This window comes from Mesorhizobium sp. P2_D6 (assembly GCF_056404315.1).
In genome coordinates this window covers 565,318-583,191 of sequence record NZ_JBFUEG010000001.1, presented here as the reverse complement: position 1 = coordinate 583,191, position 17,874 = coordinate 565,318, and the positions used below count along the sequence as shown (strand labels likewise).

The 17,874-nt window shown below is 63.8% G+C and carries 17 protein-coding genes and 1 pseudogene; 13 read left to right on the top strand and 5 right to left on the bottom strand.

The genetic code is table 11. From position 1 onward, the window contains the following. Positions 1 to 96: 96 nt before the first annotated feature. The 3 genes from AC1D1L_RS02600 to AC1D1L_RS02590 all read right to left on the bottom strand — a co-directional run bounded on the left by AC1D1L_RS02600 (position 97) and on the right by AC1D1L_RS02590 (position 2,879). On the bottom strand, positions 97 to 846 hold the full coding sequence (locus AC1D1L_RS02600) for an MBL fold metallo-hydrolase (RefSeq protein ID WP_477338556.1): 750 nt from the start codon (positions 844 to 846) through the stop codon (positions 97 to 99). Beyond that, positions 846 to 2,012, bottom strand: a complete 1,167-nt coding sequence (locus tag AC1D1L_RS02595) for a diphosphate--fructose-6-phosphate 1-phosphotransferase (RefSeq protein WP_477338554.1) — start codon at positions 2,010 to 2,012, stop codon at positions 846 to 848. Before AC1D1L_RS02595 ends, AC1D1L_RS02600 begins: the two co-directional genes overlap by 1 nt. Positions 2,013 to 2,111: 99 nt before the next feature. Continuing rightward, positions 2,112 to 2,879 (bottom strand): L,D-transpeptidase, encoded by a 768-nt coding sequence (locus AC1D1L_RS02590; protein ID WP_477338552.1) that lies wholly within the window; start codon positions 2,877 to 2,879, stop codon positions 2,112 to 2,114. Between the two features lie 228 nt (positions 2,880 to 3,107). Between AC1D1L_RS02590 and AC1D1L_RS02585 the strand changes: the two genes are divergently transcribed. The 3 genes from AC1D1L_RS02585 to xylB all read left to right on the top strand — a co-directional run bounded on the left by AC1D1L_RS02585 (position 3,108) and on the right by xylB (position 6,617). Continuing rightward, complete coding sequence (locus AC1D1L_RS02585) at positions 3,108 to 3,731, top strand: LysE family translocator (protein ID WP_477338550.1); 624 nt, start codon at positions 3,108 to 3,110, stop codon at positions 3,729 to 3,731. 26 nt (positions 3,732 to 3,757) lie between these two features. Next, the gene (locus AC1D1L_RS02580; protein WP_477338548.1) at positions 3,758 to 5,080 is read left to right on the top strand and encodes a tetratricopeptide repeat protein; all 1,323 of its coding nucleotides are present in this window, start codon (positions 3,758 to 3,760) and stop codon (positions 5,078 to 5,080) included. An 82-nt stretch (positions 5,081 to 5,162) separates the two neighbouring features. After that, positions 5,163 to 6,617, top strand: a complete 1,455-nt coding sequence (gene xylB / locus AC1D1L_RS02575; protein ID WP_352582371.1) for a xylulokinase — start codon at positions 5,163 to 5,165, stop codon at positions 6,615 to 6,617. Between the two features lie 32 nt (positions 6,618 to 6,649). Here the strand turns inward: xylB and AC1D1L_RS02570 are convergent, their stop codons facing one another. Further along, the gene (locus AC1D1L_RS02570) at positions 6,650 to 7,012 is read right to left on the bottom strand and encodes a nuclear transport factor 2 family protein (protein ID WP_477338545.1); all 363 of its coding nucleotides are present in this window, start codon (positions 7,010 to 7,012) and stop codon (positions 6,650 to 6,652) included. 114 nt (positions 7,013 to 7,126) lie between these two features. Here AC1D1L_RS02570 and xylA point away from each other — a divergent pair, with 114 nt between their 5' ends. From xylA to AC1D1L_RS02550, 4 genes and pseudogenes are all read left to right on the top strand, one after another. Continuing rightward, positions 7,127 to 8,452 carry a xylose isomerase gene (gene xylA / locus AC1D1L_RS02565; protein WP_477338543.1) on the top strand — a complete coding sequence of 442 codons (1,326 nt, stop codon included), beginning with the start codon at positions 7,127 to 7,129 and terminating at the stop codon, positions 8,450 to 8,452. 144 nt (positions 8,453 to 8,596) lie between these two features. Then, positions 8,597 to 9,355 (top strand): SDR family NAD(P)-dependent oxidoreductase, encoded by a 759-nt coding sequence (locus AC1D1L_RS02560; RefSeq protein WP_477338541.1) that lies wholly within the window; start codon positions 8,597 to 8,599, stop codon positions 9,353 to 9,355. A 71-nt stretch (positions 9,356 to 9,426) separates the two neighbouring features. Further along, positions 9,427 to 9,519, top strand: a pseudogene (locus AC1D1L_RS02555) (xylose isomerase); the annotation flags it as partial. Positions 9,520 to 9,723: 204 nt separating this feature from the next. Then, complete coding sequence (locus tag AC1D1L_RS02550; RefSeq protein ID WP_475454560.1) at positions 9,724 to 9,927, top strand: hypothetical protein; 204 nt, start codon at positions 9,724 to 9,726, stop codon at positions 9,925 to 9,927. A gap of 61 nt (positions 9,928 to 9,988) precedes the next feature. Here AC1D1L_RS02550 and AC1D1L_RS02545 read toward each other — a convergent pair whose 3' ends face one another. Continuing rightward, entirely contained in the window at positions 9,989 to 10,969 is a 981-nt protein-coding gene (locus tag AC1D1L_RS02545) for a GlxA family transcriptional regulator (protein WP_181056733.1), read from the bottom strand. A 134-nt stretch (positions 10,970 to 11,103) separates the two neighbouring features. Here AC1D1L_RS02545 and bcoG point away from each other — a divergent pair, with 134 nt between their 5' ends. From bcoG to AC1D1L_RS02515, 6 genes are all read left to right on the top strand, one after another. Next, positions 11,104 to 12,027: a 3-dehydrocarnitine:acetyl-CoA trimethylamine transferase BcoG gene (gene bcoG, locus AC1D1L_RS02540; protein WP_112565604.1), complete on the top strand. Its 924-nt coding sequence runs from the start codon at positions 11,104 to 11,106 to the stop codon at positions 12,025 to 12,027. Between the two features lie 14 nt (positions 12,028 to 12,041). Further along, positions 12,042 to 12,665, top strand: a complete 624-nt coding sequence (locus tag AC1D1L_RS02535; protein WP_477338539.1) for an HD domain-containing protein — start codon at positions 12,042 to 12,044, stop codon at positions 12,663 to 12,665. A gap of 2 nt (positions 12,666 to 12,667) precedes the next feature. Continuing rightward, a complete protein-coding gene (locus tag AC1D1L_RS02530) occupies positions 12,668 to 13,762 on the top strand; it encodes a carnitine 3-dehydrogenase (RefSeq protein ID WP_192249378.1) in 1,095 nt (364 codons plus the stop codon). 5 nt (positions 13,763 to 13,767) lie between these two features. Then, entirely contained in the window at positions 13,768 to 14,931 is a 1,164-nt protein-coding gene (locus tag AC1D1L_RS02525) for an acyl-CoA dehydrogenase family protein (protein ID WP_352555727.1), read from the top strand. Between the two features lie 67 nt (positions 14,932 to 14,998). Continuing rightward, positions 14,999 to 17,077 carry an acetate--CoA ligase family protein gene (locus AC1D1L_RS02520; protein ID WP_477338536.1) on the top strand — a complete coding sequence of 693 codons (2,079 nt, stop codon included), beginning with the start codon at positions 14,999 to 15,001 and terminating at the stop codon, positions 17,075 to 17,077. After that, positions 17,070 to 17,852 (top strand): carnitinyl-CoA dehydratase, encoded by a 783-nt coding sequence (locus AC1D1L_RS02515; protein WP_112567435.1) that lies wholly within the window; start codon positions 17,070 to 17,072, stop codon positions 17,850 to 17,852. Before AC1D1L_RS02520 ends, AC1D1L_RS02515 begins: the two co-directional genes overlap by 8 nt. The last annotated feature ends 22 nt before the right edge of the window (positions 17,853 to 17,874 follow it).

The following is a 17,874-nucleotide window of genomic DNA, read 5'->3' as shown; positions in this document are numbered from 1 at the left end:
TCTAGGGTAGGGATCGGCCCGATTTAGGGTTTTTGCGCCACCTTACGAAGATTTAATTTCCACTCACATTTTCGTTAGACGGCGGGCAAGCCACCCTCAACGCCCTTCTGCGCGTCGGAGATAAGCGGTAGCGATCTCGCGCATTCGATTGCCGTCGAAGCTCGGCCCATGGCCGCCATGACCGAGGCGGACAGGCAGCTCGATGAGCCGCTGCATGGTGCGGCGATAGTCGGGTTTGGAGGAGTCCGGCAGGTCGTCGATCAGCATGGAATCGTAGATGGCGTCGCCGGCAAAGAACAGGCCGTCCGCCTCGTCGAAGAGCGCGATCGAATCCGGAGAATGGCCGGGCAAATGCAGCACGCGGAACTGCCGGTCACCGAGGTCGACGATGTCGCCTTCGTCCAGTGTGCGCGTCAACGGCGCCGGTGGGATCTTGTAGTCGGCCGCCGTCCAGCCTGGCATCGGCAATTTCGACACGGCGCCGTCGAGATTGGTGAACATGTAGGCGTAGGTCACCTGCTCGTTCATGGTCTCGAAATGTTCGGCGCTGTGCCGCGGCCCGGCCCGCTGCGGAAACTCGTGCAGCGAGCCGACATGGTCGAGATGGATGTGGGTGGCCACAGCGATGAGCGGCTTGCCCTGCGGCGTATCGATCTCAGGCGCCAGTGGGCAGATGCCCATGCCGGTGTCGACCAGCAGGTCGGCGTCGCGTCCCCTAAAATGCCAGATGTTCGCGCGCACGAAATCATGCACGAACGGTTCGGTCAGCATCGTTGTGCTGGCGTCGATGACGGTCTTGCCGAACCAGTCGCCGACGACACGCTCGCCGCCAAAACGGTCACCCATCAGACGAAGGGCTTTCCGACCTTGTATTTTTCCGGCACCAGCCGCTTCAAATAGGCCAGGCCGGCTTCCGACAGCTGGTTGACGTCGGGCTTCATGAAATCGTCTGGCATATGGCGCGTCTTGCCGGCGACGTTTTTGAGCGGCACCTTCTTCAGCACGGTCTTCGTGCCGTCATACTGCAGCGCCACCGAGCCGCCGCCTTCGCCGGCAACGACAACCGCGAAGGCGCCGGCGTCGAAGGCCTCCTGCGCGTCGACGGCGCTGATCGCCCCGATATAGCCGCGCGGCATGTAGCCGAGTGCATCGACGCGGGCACGCTTGCCCGGCAGGCCTTCGGCGAGAGCCCGCTCGAGGGCGGCCGGCAGGTCGCTGCCCGACAGCTTGACGTTGCCATGGGCGTCGCGCTCGAGCTTATCCGGCGGCACCAGGCTCTCGACCAGCGCCTTGCCGTCGGCGGTGCTGACGCCTTCGGAGACGGCGACGATGCAGCGCTTGTGGCGGTCGAGCGAGGCGCGCACATCGTCGACGAAGCCGGCGGCCGAGAATGGCCGTTCCGGCACGTAGACGAGATGCGGGCCGCTGTCGGGATCGAGCTGCCAGGCGGCGGCTGCGGCGGTGAGGAAGCCGGCATGCCGGCCCATGACGATGCCGACATAGATGCCGGGCAGCGCGCGGAAATCGAGATCGACGGACAGGAAGGCGCCGGCAACGAATTCGGCCGCCGAGATGAAGCCCGGCGTGTGGTCGTTCTCCTCGAGATCGTTGTCGATGGTTTTTGGCGCATGCACGAATGCGATGCTGCCGCCGGCGGCGTCGGTCAGGATCTGCTGGGTGCCCGACGTGTCGTTGCCGCCGATGTAGATGAAGGCGTCGGCGCCCGCCTTCTTCAGGCCATTGAGGATGACCTCGCAATAGGCGGCATCCGGCTTGTCGCGCGTCGAGCCGAGGGCGGCACTCGGCGTTCCGGCGATCAGCCGCAGCCGATCCTCGGGGATGGCCGACAGGTCGACATAGTTGCCGTCACGAATGCCGCGCACGCCATGGATGGAGCCCAGCACCTTGGCGCCGGGATGGCGCTTGCGGATTTCCAGCGTGGCGCCGACGACCGTCTGGTTGATGACGGCAGTCGGGCCGCCGCCCTGTGCGATGACAAACGTTCCAGCCATGCTTGATGTCTCCCGGCGCAATGGTTTTCAGGCACCTTGGCCTAGCTTGCCGCATCGCGCAACGAGAGTTTCGAGTGGCGCCAAACCGCCGCAGAAGGATCAGACGACGACGACCGGGTTCTTCTTGGAAACGCGGCTGTAGAGGTCGATGATGTCCTGGTTGATCAGGCGGACGCAGCCCGACGACATCGCCTGGCCAATGCTCGCCCATTCGGGCGAACCGTGGATGCGATAGCCGGTGTCCTTGCCATCCTGGTAGATGTAGAGGGCACGCGCACCGAGCGGATTGGTGAGGCCACCGGGCTGGCCATTTTGCCACTTCACCAGTTCCGGCTTGCGCTGGATCATTTCCGGCGGCGGCGTCCAGGTAGGCCATTCCTTGCCGTACTGAATGTTGGCGCGGCCGGACCAGCGGAAGCCGTCCTTGCCGATGCCGACGCCGTAGCGGATGGCGTCGCCGCCCTCCTGCACGAGGTAGAGCTTGCGCTCCTGCAGATGGACGACAATGGTGCCGGGCGCCTCGCCGGTCTCGTTGACGACGATCTGCCGGCGGAACTCCGGCTTGACCTTCTGATAGGGCACCGCCGGCACCTCGAAGCCGCCGTCGTTGAGCGCGGCGTACATGACGTCTGGGCCGGTGATGTTCTTGTCGACACTGATCGCGGGGCGGATCGGCCGCACCGAGCCGGTGACCGTGTCGTCCAGCTGCAGCTGCGGCAGTTCGAGCGTCGCGGTGCTGCAGCCGGCCATGCCGATCAGCGCCATGGCACTGACTCCTGACAGGACGAAGCGGCGGGAATAAAGATGTTCGGTTTCGATTGCGTCGCCATTTGCAGGCGGCGTCAGATTCTGCGGCAACTCACGCATGCACCCAAACCCTACGCTGTCGGCGGGAAACACGGTCCGGCCGGATAGCACGCAGTTTCGCCAGACATGGTTGAAAAAGGGTGAAGGTCTTCAGGCTTGCCTTAACCCTATACCCTGTATGCCTACACCGCCCGCGCGAAACGGCACGCCGCGCATTTTTTGAGATGGCTCTTTACATTCCCGCGCACCCGAGGATTTATCCTTTTCTTTGCGCTCAAGGAGACAAAGATGTCGTTCGAAAACTGGGCCGCCTTCGCCGCCGCCTCCACCGTCTTGCTGATCATTCCCGGCCCGACCATTCTCCTGGTCGTGTCCTATGCGCTAGGCCAGGGCTGGCGCACCGCCTTGCCGATGGCGGTCGGCGTGGCGCTGGGCGACTTCACCGCCATGACATTGTCGATGCTCGGCATCGGCGCCCTGCTGGCCGCATCGGCGACTGTGTTCACCATCCTGAAGCTGATCGGCGCCTGCTATCTGATCTATCTCGGCATAAAACTGTTTCGCGCCGGCGGCGCGCTCAAGGCAGAGCCGCGCACCGACGCCGTGTCGGCGGCCAAAATGATGGCGCATGCCTGGCTGGTCACCGCGCTCAACCCGAAAAGCATCACCTTCTTCGTTGCCTTCCTGCCGCAGTTCCTCAACCGGGAGGCCGAATTCTGGCCGCAGATGCTGACTTTCGAAACCACCTTCCTGGCGCTCGCCTTCGCCAATGCCTTCGGCTACGCGCTGATTGCGGCGCGCGCCCGCAACGTCGTGCGCAACCCCAAGGCGATCCGCATCTTCAACCGCACCGGCGGCACGCTGCTGGTCGGCGCGGGGATAGCTACCGTGGCAATGCGTTCGGGTAACTAGGCTCCGCGGAGCATTAAGGGCCGGGCATGGCAGTGAAGGATACATTCGGCCTGACATTTTCGGGTGCAACCGAGACGGGATTTTTGCCCTACAGCCAGGCTGTCCGTGAATTGCAATGCTTCATCGGCGACCCGGTCGCTTCCATCGATCGCGCCATTGCAGCCGACCCGGGCTTCGTCATGGCGCATGTGTTCAAGGGCTATCTGTTCGGCCTCGCCACCGAGCGCGAGGCAACTGCGCTGGCCAAGGCATGCCACGAAACGGCACTGCCGCTTTCCGCGACCGCGCGCGAGCGGGCGCATGTCGCTGCCCTTGGCCATCTCGCCGCCGGCCGCTGGCACGAGGCCTCGCGCTTGCTTGAAGATATCGCCATCGACTTCCCGCTCGACGCGGTGGCGCTGCAAACCGGACACCAGGTCGACTTCTTCACGGGCAACGCCCGCATGCTGCGCGATCGCATCGGCCGCGCCCTGCCGTCCTGGCAAGAGAATATGCCGGGCTATCATGCCATTCTCGGCATGCAGGCCTTTGGACTGGAGGAAATGGGCGATTATGCGCGCGCCGAGAGGCTGGGCCGGCAGGCTGTCGATATCGAGCCGCGCGACGGCTGGGCGCAGCATGCTGTCGCCCATGTCATGGAAATGCAAAGCCGGCAAAGGGACGGCATCGCCTGGATGCGCGCCAATCCCGAGGCGTGGACGAAAGAGAGTTTCCTGCAGGTGCACAACTGGTGGCATTTGGCGCTGTTCCACTACGATCTCGGCGAGACCGAAGAGGTGTTGGCCCTGTATGACGGGCCGATCTACGGCGCGCCGTCGACGATGGCGCTCAATATGGTCGATGCCTCGGCGATCCTGTGGCGGCTTTATCTCGGCGGCGTCGATGTCGGCGACCGCTGGATAGCGCTCGCCGCCAACTGGCCCAAGGTCGGTGCCGGCAATTACGCCTTCAACGACGCCCATGCCATGATGGCCTTCGTCGGCGCCGGGCTCGAGGCGCCAGCCAAGACCTTGCTCGAGGCACAGCGCGAGGCGATGCGCGGCAGCGACGACAACGCTGCCTTCACCAGGGATGTCGGCCATCCGTTGACACTGGCGATCAAGGCTTTTGGCGAGGGCGACTACAATGAGGCGGTGCGCCTGATCCGGCCGGTTCGCTCGATTGCTCATCGCTTCGGCGGCAGCCATGCCCAGCGCGACGTGATCGACCTGACGCTGATCGAGGCGGCGTTGCGCGCCGGCGACACAGCATTGGCACGGGCGCTGGCGGCTGAGCGTCAGCTGGCTCGGCCGGACAGCCCGCTGTCGGCGCTGTTTTCTCGACGGGCCGCCAATTTGTCAGAGAATTGACCCGCAGCGGATCTTGTTTTAAAAACTGGCCAAGCCAGATTTTTTCGAGGCCCGAAAAAATTAATGGCAGTGGGAGGATTGCATGTATCTCGGCCTCGATCTCGGTACGTCGGGCGTCAAGGCGCTGTTGATCGATGCCGGGCAAACCGTCATCGGCTCCGGCCATGCTTCACTTGACGTATCGCGGCCACATCCCGGCTGGTCCGAGCAGAATCCGGCCGACTGGGTCCGAGCCTGCGAGACCGCTATTGCCGAGCTGAAATCAGCGCATCCGAAAGAGCTTGCCGCCGTCAAAGGCATCGGCCTTTCCGGCCACATGCACGGCGCAACCTTGCTCGACGCCGGCGACCAGGTGCTGCGCCCCTGCATATTGTGGAACGATACGCGCAGCCATGCCGAGGCGGCCACGCTCGATGCCGACCCACGCTTCCGCAAGCTGACCGGCAACATCGTCTTCCCCGGCTTCACCGCGCCAAAACTCGCCTGGGTGAAGAATAACGAACCGGCTGTCTTCGCCAAGGTGGCGAAGGTGCTGCTGCCCAAGGATTTCCTGCGGTTCTGGCTGACCGGCGAGCATATGTCGGAAATGTCCGACTCGGCCGGCACCTCATGGCTCGACGTCGGCAAGCGGCGCTGGTCGCCGGAACTGCTTGCCGCCACCTCGCTCGACGAGAAGCAGATGCCATCGCTGGTCGAAGGCACTGAAAAGGCTGGCGCCTTGCGCGCCGACCTCGCCTCCAAATGGGGCGTCCAGGCTGGCATCCCGATTGCCGGTGGCGCCGGCGACAATGCGGCTTCGGCCTGCGGCATGGGCACGGTCGGCGCCGGCCATGCCTTCGTTTCGCTCGGCACTTCCGGCGTGCTGTTTGCTGCCAATGCCTCCTACCTGCCGAACCCGGCCAGTGCGGTCCACACTTTCTGTCACGCACTGCCCAACACCTGGCACCAGATGGGCGTCATCCTGTCGGCGACGGATTCGCTGAACTGGCTGTCGGAGGTATCGGGGAAGAAGGCCGGCGAATTGACCGCCGAACTCGGCGAGGCGCTGAAGGCGCCGAGCGGTGTATCGTTTCTGCCTTACCTCTCGGGTGAGCGCACGCCCTACAATGATTCCGCCATCCGCGGGTCCTTCACCGGGCTGGCGCATGAATCCAGCCGTGCGGTGCTGACGCAAGCGGTGCTTGAAGGCGTTGCCTTTGCCTTCCGTGACAGTCTCGAAGCCTTGAAGACGGCGGGTACGACGTTGACGCGGGTGACGGCGATCGGCGGCGGCTCGCGCTCGCGCTACTGGCTGAAGGCGATCGCCACCGCGCTGCAGGTGCCGGTGGATCTCCCGGCAGATGGCGATTTCGGCGCCGCCTTTGGTGCGGCCCGGCTCGGGCTGATTGCCGCGACGGGGGCGGATCCGCTGGCGGTATGCACGGCCCCGAAGACGGATGCCACCATTGAGCCGGATGCTGGGCTTAGTGGGGCGTACGCAGATGCCTATCAGCGCTATCGGGCATTGTATCCCGCGATCAAGGGCGCCACGGCGTGAGCGGTTTCTCGCCCACGCCGCAGCCTGGCAACTCACTGCGCCGGCACCTTGTCGAGGAAGCCGGTGACGCTTTTCAGCCGCCCGTTCTCGATGACACCGATATCAGTACCTTCGATAACCGACGGCACACCCTCCGGCCCCAGATTCCACGAGAAGCGGATCGTGTCGCCAAACCCGTCCGGCGTGCCCTTCAGCGAAAACCGGAAGCCGGCAAAACGCTGCTGCACGCCATCGATGAGGGCGGCCACACCCGCATGGCCGTCGCCCTGCATCAGCGGATCGCGGTAGCTGATATCTTCGGTGAAGGTCGCCTTGAGCAGTTCGGCGCGGCGATCCGCATCGGCCTCGTTCCAGGCGGTGATGTAGTTTTGAGCGATCGTGTTGAGGTCGGTCATGGTCTGTCTCCTTCGTTGAGTGGCTTTGACACCAGCCTTTTCACCCCTTGGCAGAACGAAACCAATTACGCCTGAGGTAAGCAGGGCGAACTATTTCGAGAGAGGACAGAAATCATGAGCAGCGGATTTTTCGGCGACATCAAAGCAATCAAGTATGAGGGGCCGGATTCGACCAATCCGCTGGCCTACCGCTTCTACAACCCGGATGAGGTCGTCGCCGGCAAGCGGCTGGAAGACCATCTGCGCTTTGCCGTCGCCTACTGGCATTCCTTCGCCTGGCCGGGCGGCGATCCCTTCGGCGGCCAGACCTTCGACCGTCCCTGGTTCCCCAAGGCGGGCGGCATCGACACGATGGAACTGGCCAAGCTGAAGGCAGACATCGCCTTCGAGATGTTCTCGCTGCTTGGTGCGCCATATTTCTGCTTCCACGACGCGGATGTGCGCCCGGAAGGCAAGGATTTCTCCGAAAGTGCCGCGCGGCTTGACGAGATCGCCGACTATTTTGCAGCCAAGATGAAGAAGACCGGCGTCAAGCTGCTCTGGGGCACGGCGAACCTGTTCTCCAACCGCCGCTTCATGTCGGGCGCCGCCACCAATCCAGATCCGGATGTCTTTGCCTATGCGGCGGCGACGGTGAAGAGCTGCATCGACGTCACCAAGCGGCTTAAGGGCGAAAACTATGTGCTGTGGGGCGGGCGAGAGGGCTATGAGACGCTGCTCAACACCGACCTTGCCCGCGAGCAGGAGCAGGCCGGACGCTTCCTCAGCCTGGTCGTCGACTACAAGCACAAGATCGGCTTCAAGGGCACGATCCTGATCGAGCCGAAGCCGCAGGAGCCGACCAAGCACCAGTACGACTATGACGTCGCCACGGTCTATGGCTTCCTCAAGCGCTTCGGCCTGGAGAAGGAAGTAAAACTCAACATCGAGCAGGGCCACGCCATCCTCGCCGGCCATTCCTTCGAGCACGAACTGGCGCTGGCCAATGCGCTGGGCGTCTTCGGTTCGATCGACATGAACCGCAACGACTACCAGTCGGGCTGGGACACCGACCAGTTCCCCAACAATGTGCCGGAGATGGCGCTGGCCTATTATCAGGTCCTGCAGGCTGGTGGCTTCAAGACCGGCGGCACCAATTTCGACGCCAAGCTGCGTCGCCAGTCGCTGGATCCGCAGGACCTGCTGATCGGCCATATTGGCGGCATGGATTCGTGCGCACGCGGTCTGAAGGCAGCCGCGAAGATGGTCGAGGACAAGGCGCTGTCGGGTCCGCTCGCCGAACGCTATGCCGGCTGGAACACGGCCGAGGCCAAGGCGATGCTGTCGGGCAAGCGCACGCTGGAGGACATCGCCGAGCGCGTGGTCAAGAAGAAGATCGAACCGCAGCCGCGCTCCGGCCGCCAGGAACTGCTGGAGAACATCGTCAACCGCTACGTCTGAGACCTGGTACCTTGGGCTGACATAAGCCGCGCGTGGCCGAAAAGCCGCGGCGGCTGACCTCCGCCAGTCAGCCGTTCCCGCAGCACGGTCGCCAAAGTGTGTGGTAAGACCGCGACGGCGCACCCAGCGGAGCCTGATTTGACCATGCCTTCTTCAACCACCAAGCGTGCGCTGATCACCGGGGCGGGTGCTGCTGACGGCATCGGCATTGCCATTGCGCGGCAGCTCGGCCTTGCCGGTCATGCCGTTTTCCTGAACGGTGCCAGCGCGCGTGTACTCGATCGCGCCGCCGAGCTTTGTGCCGAAGGCATAAATGCCAAAGCCGCAGTCGCGGATCTCACCATCGCAGCCGAAGTCGCGCGGCTACGGGCTGATGTCGGCGCTGTCGACATCCTAGTCAACAATGCCGGCATGGGCTCGCTGGCATCGCCCTCGGCCGATAAGGCGTTTCTCGCCATGACCGAGGCCGACTGGGACCAAGGGATCGACGTCAGCCTAAAGACCGTATTCCTGGTCACCCGCGCGTTCTTGCCGGCGATGGTAGAGGCAGGCTATGGGCGCATCGTCAATGTGGCGTCGGTCACCGGGCCGCTGGTGTCTTTCGAAGGCACATCAGCCTATTCCGCCGCCAAGGCCGGCATGGTCGGCCTGACGCGCACGCTGGCGCTCGAAGTGGCAAAAAGCGGCATCACGGCCAATGCCGTGGCCCCCGGCTGGATCGAAACGGGCTCGTCGAGCGCAATGGAGCGGCAAGCTGCCCTGCACACGCCACCGGCGCGGGCCGGACGACCGGACGAGGTTGCCGCAGCGGTGGTGTTCCTGGCATCGGAAGGCGCGAGCTACGTCAACGGCGCCCTGATGGTGGTCGACGGCGGCAACAGCCTTCAGGAGCGCAAGGGCTGAATCCGAAACGACCGGTCGTTCACGATCGGTCGCGGGTTACGGAAAGCATTGGAAATAGCATCGCCAACGCACTAGCCGAGCGCGTTTTCAAGAAGAAGATCGAGCCGCAGCCAAAGTCCGGCCGCCAAGTGTATCTGGAGAACGTCGTCAACCGCTACGTCTGAGGCGGAAAGCCGATTCGTAGTGCTCAAGGGCGGCAAGGTAACATCCCGGCCGCTCTGGAATGGGGTTTGCGCAAGACCCTATCCGCCGACAAGCTTTTGCCTCGCACCGCCCCTCAATGACCTCGCTCTTGCCTTCAAACTGCCGTCACGTATCTCGTATAAGGATGCCGTTGTGGCGGGTGAAAAGGAAGGAGGCGAACCGATATGCAGCACGAACGCGAAATCGACGCCCTGCTCTCATCCGGCGAGACCGGATCGATCATCGACCGGCTGATGGCGCTGCCGCGGCCGACCGACAATGTGAAAAACGAATGGGATCGCGCTGTCAGCAGCCGTTTCGAAGTCCGACTGGCGAGGCAGATGCGCTCGCAGATGGACGCCGGCAGCGATCGACAGAACGCAGCCTGATCTCTCTTTGTCTGTGCATGTCGTTATCCCAAAACCGCGACGCACGTTTGGGCGACATGCATCAACCTCTGCGGAGCCGCACCGGCGCTTCGCCGAACGCTCTTGAAAACGCTCTGGAAAATGCCGCGGCGGACGAAAATCCCGTCCGCCCGGCAATATCCGCCATGGCGATCCGCGTGTCGACCACCAGCCGCCGCGCCGCGCCCAGCCGCAGCCTAAGATAGTAGGCGCCGGGCGTCTCGCCGATCGATTTGCGAAAAATGCTTTCTAATGTCCGTGCCGTCACCCCGGCGCGTTTCGCCACCGCATCTATGGTCAGCGGCTGGTCGACATGCGATTCCATCAGCCGGATCGCTTGCGCCAGCCGCGGGTCGTAGCCGTCGAGTCGGCCGAGCGAGACCAGCGGTTGCGCATCGGTCGCGGCGCGCGCCTGGTCGTAGATGAAGACGCTGGCGACATCGAGCGCCACGGCCATGCCCAGGCGCGTACGGATCAGATGCAGCATCAGGTCGAAGGTCGGCGACGCCCCGCCCGAGGTGAAGACGGGCCCATCGATGACGTAGCGGTCGGGACGGACATCAACGCCGGGAAAGGCCGACGAAAAATCCTCCATGTCTTCCCAATGGGTGGTGGCGCTGCGCCCTTCCAAGAGACCCGCTCGCGCCACCAGCCAGGTACCGGCCTCGACGCCGCCACAGGCACGGGCCGCGCGGGCCGCGCGGCGCAGACCGGAGAGCAGCGCTGATGTCGCGTAATTCTGGGTGCCGAAGCCGGCGACGACGACAAGCACGTCGGTAGGCTCGGCCGCATCGAAGCGGCCGCTGACCGCCACCGGCAGGCCGCATGTGGTGACCGGCGCCTCGCCGGTGACCGAGACCAGTTTAAAATCGAACAGGGTCTCGCCGGAGATGCGGTTGGCGGCGCGCAGCGGGTCGACGGCCGATGCCACACACATGATGGACGAGCCGGAAAACACCAGCAGCGTCACCTTGAGCGGCGAGCGTTCCGAGCGAAAGATGGTCGGTTTTTCGCTTTTGATCATGGAAGCTTCGTAAATCGCAAAACAGTCCCCCGCAAGTCCGATCATTGTTGGCCTGTTCTTGTGCATGTCGTTATCCCAAAACCGGTTCCCACTTTTGGGCGACATGCACGGCTGATGTTTGGGAGGAGAGTTCCATGCCGCTCGCGATGAACCGTGAGGTTTTCATTACCTGTGCCGTGACCGGATCCGGCGGCTCGCAGGACCGCTCGCCGCATGTGCCGCGCTCGCCCAAGCAGATTGCCGATTCGGCGATCGATGCGGCCAAGGCCGGTGCTGCCATCGTCCACTGCCATGTCCGCGACCCTGAAACCGGCAAGCCCCGCCGTGATGTCCATCTCTACCGCGAAGTGACCGAGCGCATCCGCGACGCCAATGTCGATGTGGTGCTCAACCTCACCGCCGGTATGGGCGGCGACATGGTGTTCGGTTCGCCGGAGGCGCCATTGCCGCTCAACGAAAAAGGCACCGACATGGGCGGCGCCACCAACCGCATGGAACATGTGCGCCAGTGTCTGCCGGAAATCTGCACGCTGGATTGCGGCACCATGAACTTCGCCGAAGCCGACTATGTCATGACCAACACGCCCGGCATGCTGCGCGCCATGGGCGGCATGATGACGGCGCTCGGCGTCAAGCCGGAGATAGAAGCCTTTGACACCGGCCATCTCTGGTTTGCCAAGCAGCTGGTCGAGGAAAAGGTGCTCAACGCCGATGCGCTGGTGCAACTCTGTATGGGCGTGCCGTGGGGTGCGCCCGACGACCTCAACACCTTCATGGCGATGGTCAACAATGTGCCGTCGACCTGGAACTGGTCTGCCTTCGCCATCGGCCGCAACCAGATGGCCTACGCAGCAGCGGCGGTTCTCGCCGGCGGCAATGTCCGCGTCGGGCTCGAAGACAATCTGTGGCTCGACAAGGGCGTGCTGGCAACCAATGCACAACTGGTCGAGCGCGCCGCCAGCATCGTCACCAATCTCGGCGCCCGTATCCTCGGGCCGGAGGAAGTGCGCAAGAAGCTGAACCTGACCAAGCGGGCGCCGATCGCAGCCGCTGCGTAAAACGGGAGCGGATCATGGCTACCGTCAAATTCACGGCGATGAAGGATGGCGACAAGGACGACTACGAGTTCCTGACCGCCCATGAGATCGACTATGCCGCCAAGACCGGCGAGCGGCTGCTCGACGCGCTGGTGCAGCTCGACGAAGGCCTGTCCGGCTACAAGATCACAAGGCTCGGCCATTCGCTGCAGGCGGCGACGCGGGCGTGGCGCGATGGCGCCGACACCGACTGGATCGCCTGCGCGCTGCTGCACGATATCGGCGACATCTACGCGCCCTACAATCACGACGAATACGCCGCTTCGATCCTGAAACCTTTCGTGCGCGAGCAATGCACCTGGGTGGTGGAAAAGCACGGCGACTTCCAGCGCCTCTATTACGCTCACCATCTCGGCGGCAACCGTCACGCCCGCGACCGCTTCGCCGGCCATGCCTATTTCGACGATTGCGACCAGTTTTGCGAACGCTGGGACCAGTCGAGCTTCGACCCCGATTATGAGACGCTGCCGATCGAATTCTTCCGGCCCTTCGTGCTCGAAGTCTTCGCCCGCAAGGCCTACGACGCATCGGTCATTCGCGCCGGCGAGCGCGTGCCCCTTATCGACCCTCAGACAGCCAAGACAAGAACCGGAGCCTGACCATGAGCATCATCAACAAGGCGGCCGCTATCGGCGGTGGTGTCATCGGCGCCGGCTGGGTGGCGCGATTGCTGCTCAACGGCATCGACGTGTCGATCTTCGATCCGGATCCGGAAGCGTCGCGCAAGGTCTCTGAAGTGATGAAGGGCGCGCGCCGCGCCTACAAGCAGATGGTTCCCGGCGGCTTGCCCAAGGAGGGCAAGCTGACTTTCGCCAAGACCATTGCCGAGGCAGTCGCCGATGCCGACTTCATCCAGGAGAGCGTGCCGGAACGGCTCGACCTGAAACACCGTGTGCTGGCCGAAATCGATCTTTATGCACCCGCTAACGCCATCGTCGGCTCGTCGACCTCCGGGATCAAGCCGACCGACATGCAGGTGGCGATGAAGAAGCATCCGGAGCGACTGGTTGTCGGACATCCCTTCAACCCGGTCTATCTCCTGCCGTTGGTCGAGATCGTCGGCGGCGAACAGACGTTCCCCGAGGCAATCGAGGTTGCGAAAGAAATCTATGCCTCGATCGGCATGAAGCCGGTGGTGATCCGCAAGGAGATCGAGGCCTTTGTCGGCGACCGCTTGCTGGAAGCCGCCTGGCGCGAGGCGCTGTGGCTGATCAAGGATGGCATCTGCACCGTCGAGGAGCTCGACGACATCATGCGCTACGGCTTCGGCCTGCGCTGGGCGCAGATGGGCATGTTCCAGGTCTATCGCGTCGCCGGCGGCGAGGCCGGCATGCGCCACTTCATGGCGCAGTTCGGGCCGTGCCTGAAATGGCCGTGGACCAAGCTTATGGACGTGCCGGAGTTCAATGACGAACTGGTCGACCTGATCGCCACCCAGTCGGACGACCAGGCGCATGGCCTGTCGATCCGCGAGCTGGAAAAGATCCGCGACGACAATCTGGTCGCGATCATGGATGCTCTGTCGAAACAGAACAAAGGCAAAGGCTGGGGCGCCGGCGCCTTGCATAAGGACTACACCAGGCAACTGGCCAAGCTGGCGGCGAAGAAGCCGGCCGCTTCCAAGGCTGCTGAAAAGGCCAAGGCGTCGAAGCCGGTGAAGAAGGTGGAAAAGCCGAAGAAAAAGAAGAAGGGCTGAAGACCATGGATTTCGGGCTGTCGGAGGAACAGAAGCTCATTGTCGAGACGACGCGTGCGTTCGTCGAGAACGAGCTTTACCCGCATGAACGCGAGGTCGAGCGCACCGGCGTGCTGCGCCGCGAGCTGATCGAGGAGATCAAGGTCAAAGCGATCGAAGCCGGACTCTACGCCGCCAACATGCCGGCCGATGTCGGTGGCGCCGGCCTCGATACGGTGACCTGGCTGCTCTACGAAAAGGAGCTCGGCCGCGCCAATTACGCGCTGCACTGGACCTGCGTGGCGCGCCCCTCCAACATCCTTCTGGCCGGCACGCCGGAACAGCGCGAAAAATACCTGTTCCCTTGCATCCGTGGCGAAAAGTGGGACTGCCTGGCGATGACCGAGCCCGGCGCCGGCTCCGATTTGCGCGGCATGAAAGCGACCGCCGTACAGGACGGCGACGACTGGGTGCTCAACGGCACCAAGCATTTTATCAGCCATGCCGATCTGGCCGACTTTGCCATCGTCTTCATGGCTTCGGGCGAGGAAGAAACGCCGCGTGGCAAGCGCAAGAAGATCACCGCCTTCTTCGTCGACAAGGGCACCAAGGGTTTCACCGTACGCGACGGCTACCGCAACGTCTCGCACCGCGGCTACACCAACGCCATCCTTGAATTCGACGATTGCCGTTTGCCGGCGAGCCAGGTGCTCGGCGAGGTGCACAAGGGCTTCGAGGTCGCCAATTCCTGGCTCGGCGCCACCCGCCTGCAGGTCGGCGCCACTTGCCTCGGCCGCGCCGAGCGAGCGCTTGGCCATGCCATCGAGTATTCCGCGCAGCGTCAGCAGTTCGGCCAGCAGATCGGCAAGTTCCAGGGCGTGTCATTCAAGCTCGCCGACATGGCGACGGAACTGAAGGCTGCGGACCTGATGGTGTTCGAAGCCGGCTGGAAGTACGATCAGGGCACCGTGACCGATCAGGACATGGCCATGGCCAAGCTGAAGGCTACCGAAATGCTCGCCTTTGTTGCCGACGAAGCAATCCAGATCCATGGCGGCATGGGGCTGATGGACGACCTGCCGCTGGAGCGCATCTGGCGCGATGCGCGTGTCGAGCGCATCTGGGAAGGTACTTCGGAGATTCAGCGACATATTATTTCGCGGGCGCTGCTGCGTCCGTTCGGAGCATAGAGCATGATGTACCCCAAACCGGGGTCCGGTTTTGGGGAGAAGATCATGCTCAAACGAAAAGATGGCCATGCATAAACTCGAACGTCTCCTGCGCCCAAAATCCATCGCCGTGTTTGGCGGGGCGCAGGCCGCTGCCGTCGTCGCGCAATCGATCAAGATGGGCTTTGCCGGCGAAATCTGGCCGGTGCACCCGACCAAGGACGAGGTTGCCGGTCGCAAGGCCTATCGTTCTGTTGCAGACCTTCCCGGTGCGCCCGACGCTGCCTTTGTCGGCGTCAACCGGCACTTGACCATCGAGGTGGTCAAGGCGCTGGCCGAACGTGGCGCCGGCGGCGCCGTCTGTTTTGCCGCGGGCTTTCTCGAGACCGAGGCTTATGATGACGATGGCGAGCGGCTGCAGGCCGAACTGGTCGCTGCTGCCGGCCAGATGCCGATCATCGGCCCGAACTGCTATGGCCTGATCAACTATGCCGACGGCGCGTTGCTGTGGCCGGACCAGCATGGCGGCATCAGGCTGCCCGAAGGCGCAAAGGGCGTCGCCATCATCACCCAGTCGTCCAACATCGCCATCAACATGACGATGCAGAAGCGCGGCCTGCCGATCGCCTTCCTGATGACCGCCGGCAACCAGGCGCAGACCGGCCTGTCCGAAATGGCGCTCGGCCTGATCGAGGATGATCGTGTCACCTCACTCGGCCTACACATCGAGGCTTTTGACTCCGTAGCCGGCTTCGAACGGCTGGCCGCCAGGGCGCGCGAACTCAAGAAGCCGATCATCGCCATGAAGGTCGGCCGCTCGGAACAGGCCAGGCAAGCAACTGTTTCGCACACCGCATCGCTTGCTGGCTCGGATGCGGCTTCCGGCGCTTTCCTGAGGCGGCTCGGCATTGCGCGCGTCGATTCCATCCCCGCCTTTATCGAAGCGCTGAAGCTCTTGCATGTCACCGGCCCATTGCCCGGCTACAGGCTGTCGTCGATGAGCTGTTCGGGCGGCGAAGCCTCCGTCATGGCCGACAGCGCCGAGGGCCGCTGGGTCAATTTCCCGGAGCTCACCAGCAAGCACCGCGCCCATGTCAAATCGACGCTCGGGCCGCTGGTCGCCGTCGCCAACCCGTTGGACTACCACACCTTCATCTGGAACAACGAGCCGGCGATGACCGCAACCTTCACCGCCATGGTGTCGGGTGGCTTCGACCTCAACATGCTGGTGCTCGACTTCCCGCGCCCAGACCGCTGCTCGGTCACCGACTGGTGGGCGACGCTGCGCGCCTTCGAATCGGCGCTGAAGACCAACAAGGCGCATGGCGCGATCGTCTCGTCGCTGCCGGAAAATCTGCCGGAGGAATACACCGCCGAGCTGGTGGCGCGGGGCATGGTGCCGTTGTTCGGCATCTCCGAAGCCATGGACGCCGCAGGCGCAGCAGCCTTCATCGGCTGGGCCTGGGCCGAGCCGCAGGCGCAGCCGATCGACACGTCGGCCGCGGGCGCTGCCGAAGGCGGCCATGTGACGCCTGACGAGGCCGAAGCCAAGGAGCGGCTGATCAAGGCAGGCCTGCCGGTGCCGAAGGGCGAACGTGCCGCCAATGCGGTCGACGCCGTCATCTCGTCGATGGCGCTCGGCTTCCCGGTGGCGCTGAAGGCGCTCGGCGTCACCCACAAGTCGGAAGTCGGCGCTGTCAGGCTGAACCTGAGGGATGCCGAATCCGTCAGCACAGCGGCGCATGATCTCCTGCCGCTCGGCACCGGGCTCTATGTCGAGCGCATGGTGCGCGACGGCGTCGCCGAACTGATCGTCGGCTTCACCCGCGACCCGATGTTCGGCGCCGTCATGACGCTGGGCACTGGCGGCGTGCTGGTCGAGTTGTTGCGCGACAGCGTCACCTTGATGCTGCCGGCGACGCGCGACGATATCGAGGCGGCCCTGCGCCGCCTGAAACTGTTCCCGCTGCTTGAGGGCTATCGTGGCCGGCCTAAAGCCGATGTCGCCGCCGCCATCGAGGCCATCGCGGGCATTGCCAGCTTCGTGCAGAAGAACGCCGGCGAGATCGAGGAACTCGACATCAACCCGCTGATCGTCTGCGCCGAGGGCAAGGGCGCCTGGATCGCCGACGCGCTGCTGGTGCTGGGAGAGAAGAAGAATGTCTGACGTCATTTCGACCCGCCGCGAGGGCACTATCCTCGAGGTCACGCTCGACCGGCCCAAGGCCAACGCGATCGATCTGAAGACGTCGCGGCTGATGGGCGAGACGTTCAAGGCGTTCCGCGACGATCCGGAGCTTCGCGTCGCCATCGTCAAGACCGCAGGTGACAAGTTCTTCTGCGCCGGCTGGGATTTGAAGGCCGCCGCCGGCGGCGACGCGGTCGATGGCGACTATGGCGTCGGCGGCTTTGCCGGCCTGCAGGAGCTGCGCGACATGAACAAGCCGGTCATCGCCTGCGTCAACGGCATGGCGGTCGGCGGCGGCTTCGAGTTGGCGCTGTCCTGCGATCTCATCTACGCCTCCGACCATTCCTCCTTCGCACTGCCCGAAATCCGCGCCGGCACGCTGGCTGATGCCGCGACGATCAAGCTCCCCAAGCGCATTCCCTATCATGTCGCCATGGATCTGCTGCTCACCGGCCGCTGGATGGATGTCGCCGAGGCGCATCGCTGGGGGCTGGTCAACGAAGTGCTGCCCAAGGAAAAGCTCGAAGACCGTGTCTGGGAGATTGCAAGGCTGCTGGCCAGTGGTCCGCCGCTGGTATTCGCCGCGATCAAGGAGACGGCGCGGGTGGCCGAGGCGCTGACCTTCCAGGATGCGATGAACCGCGTGACGCGCCGGCAATTGGCGACCGTCGATGCGCTTTATGGGTCGGACGACAATATGGAAGGTTTTCGCGCCTTTGCGGAAAAGCGCGATCCGGTATGGAAGGGGAAGTAGCCTCGCAGACGATGGCGTTCCT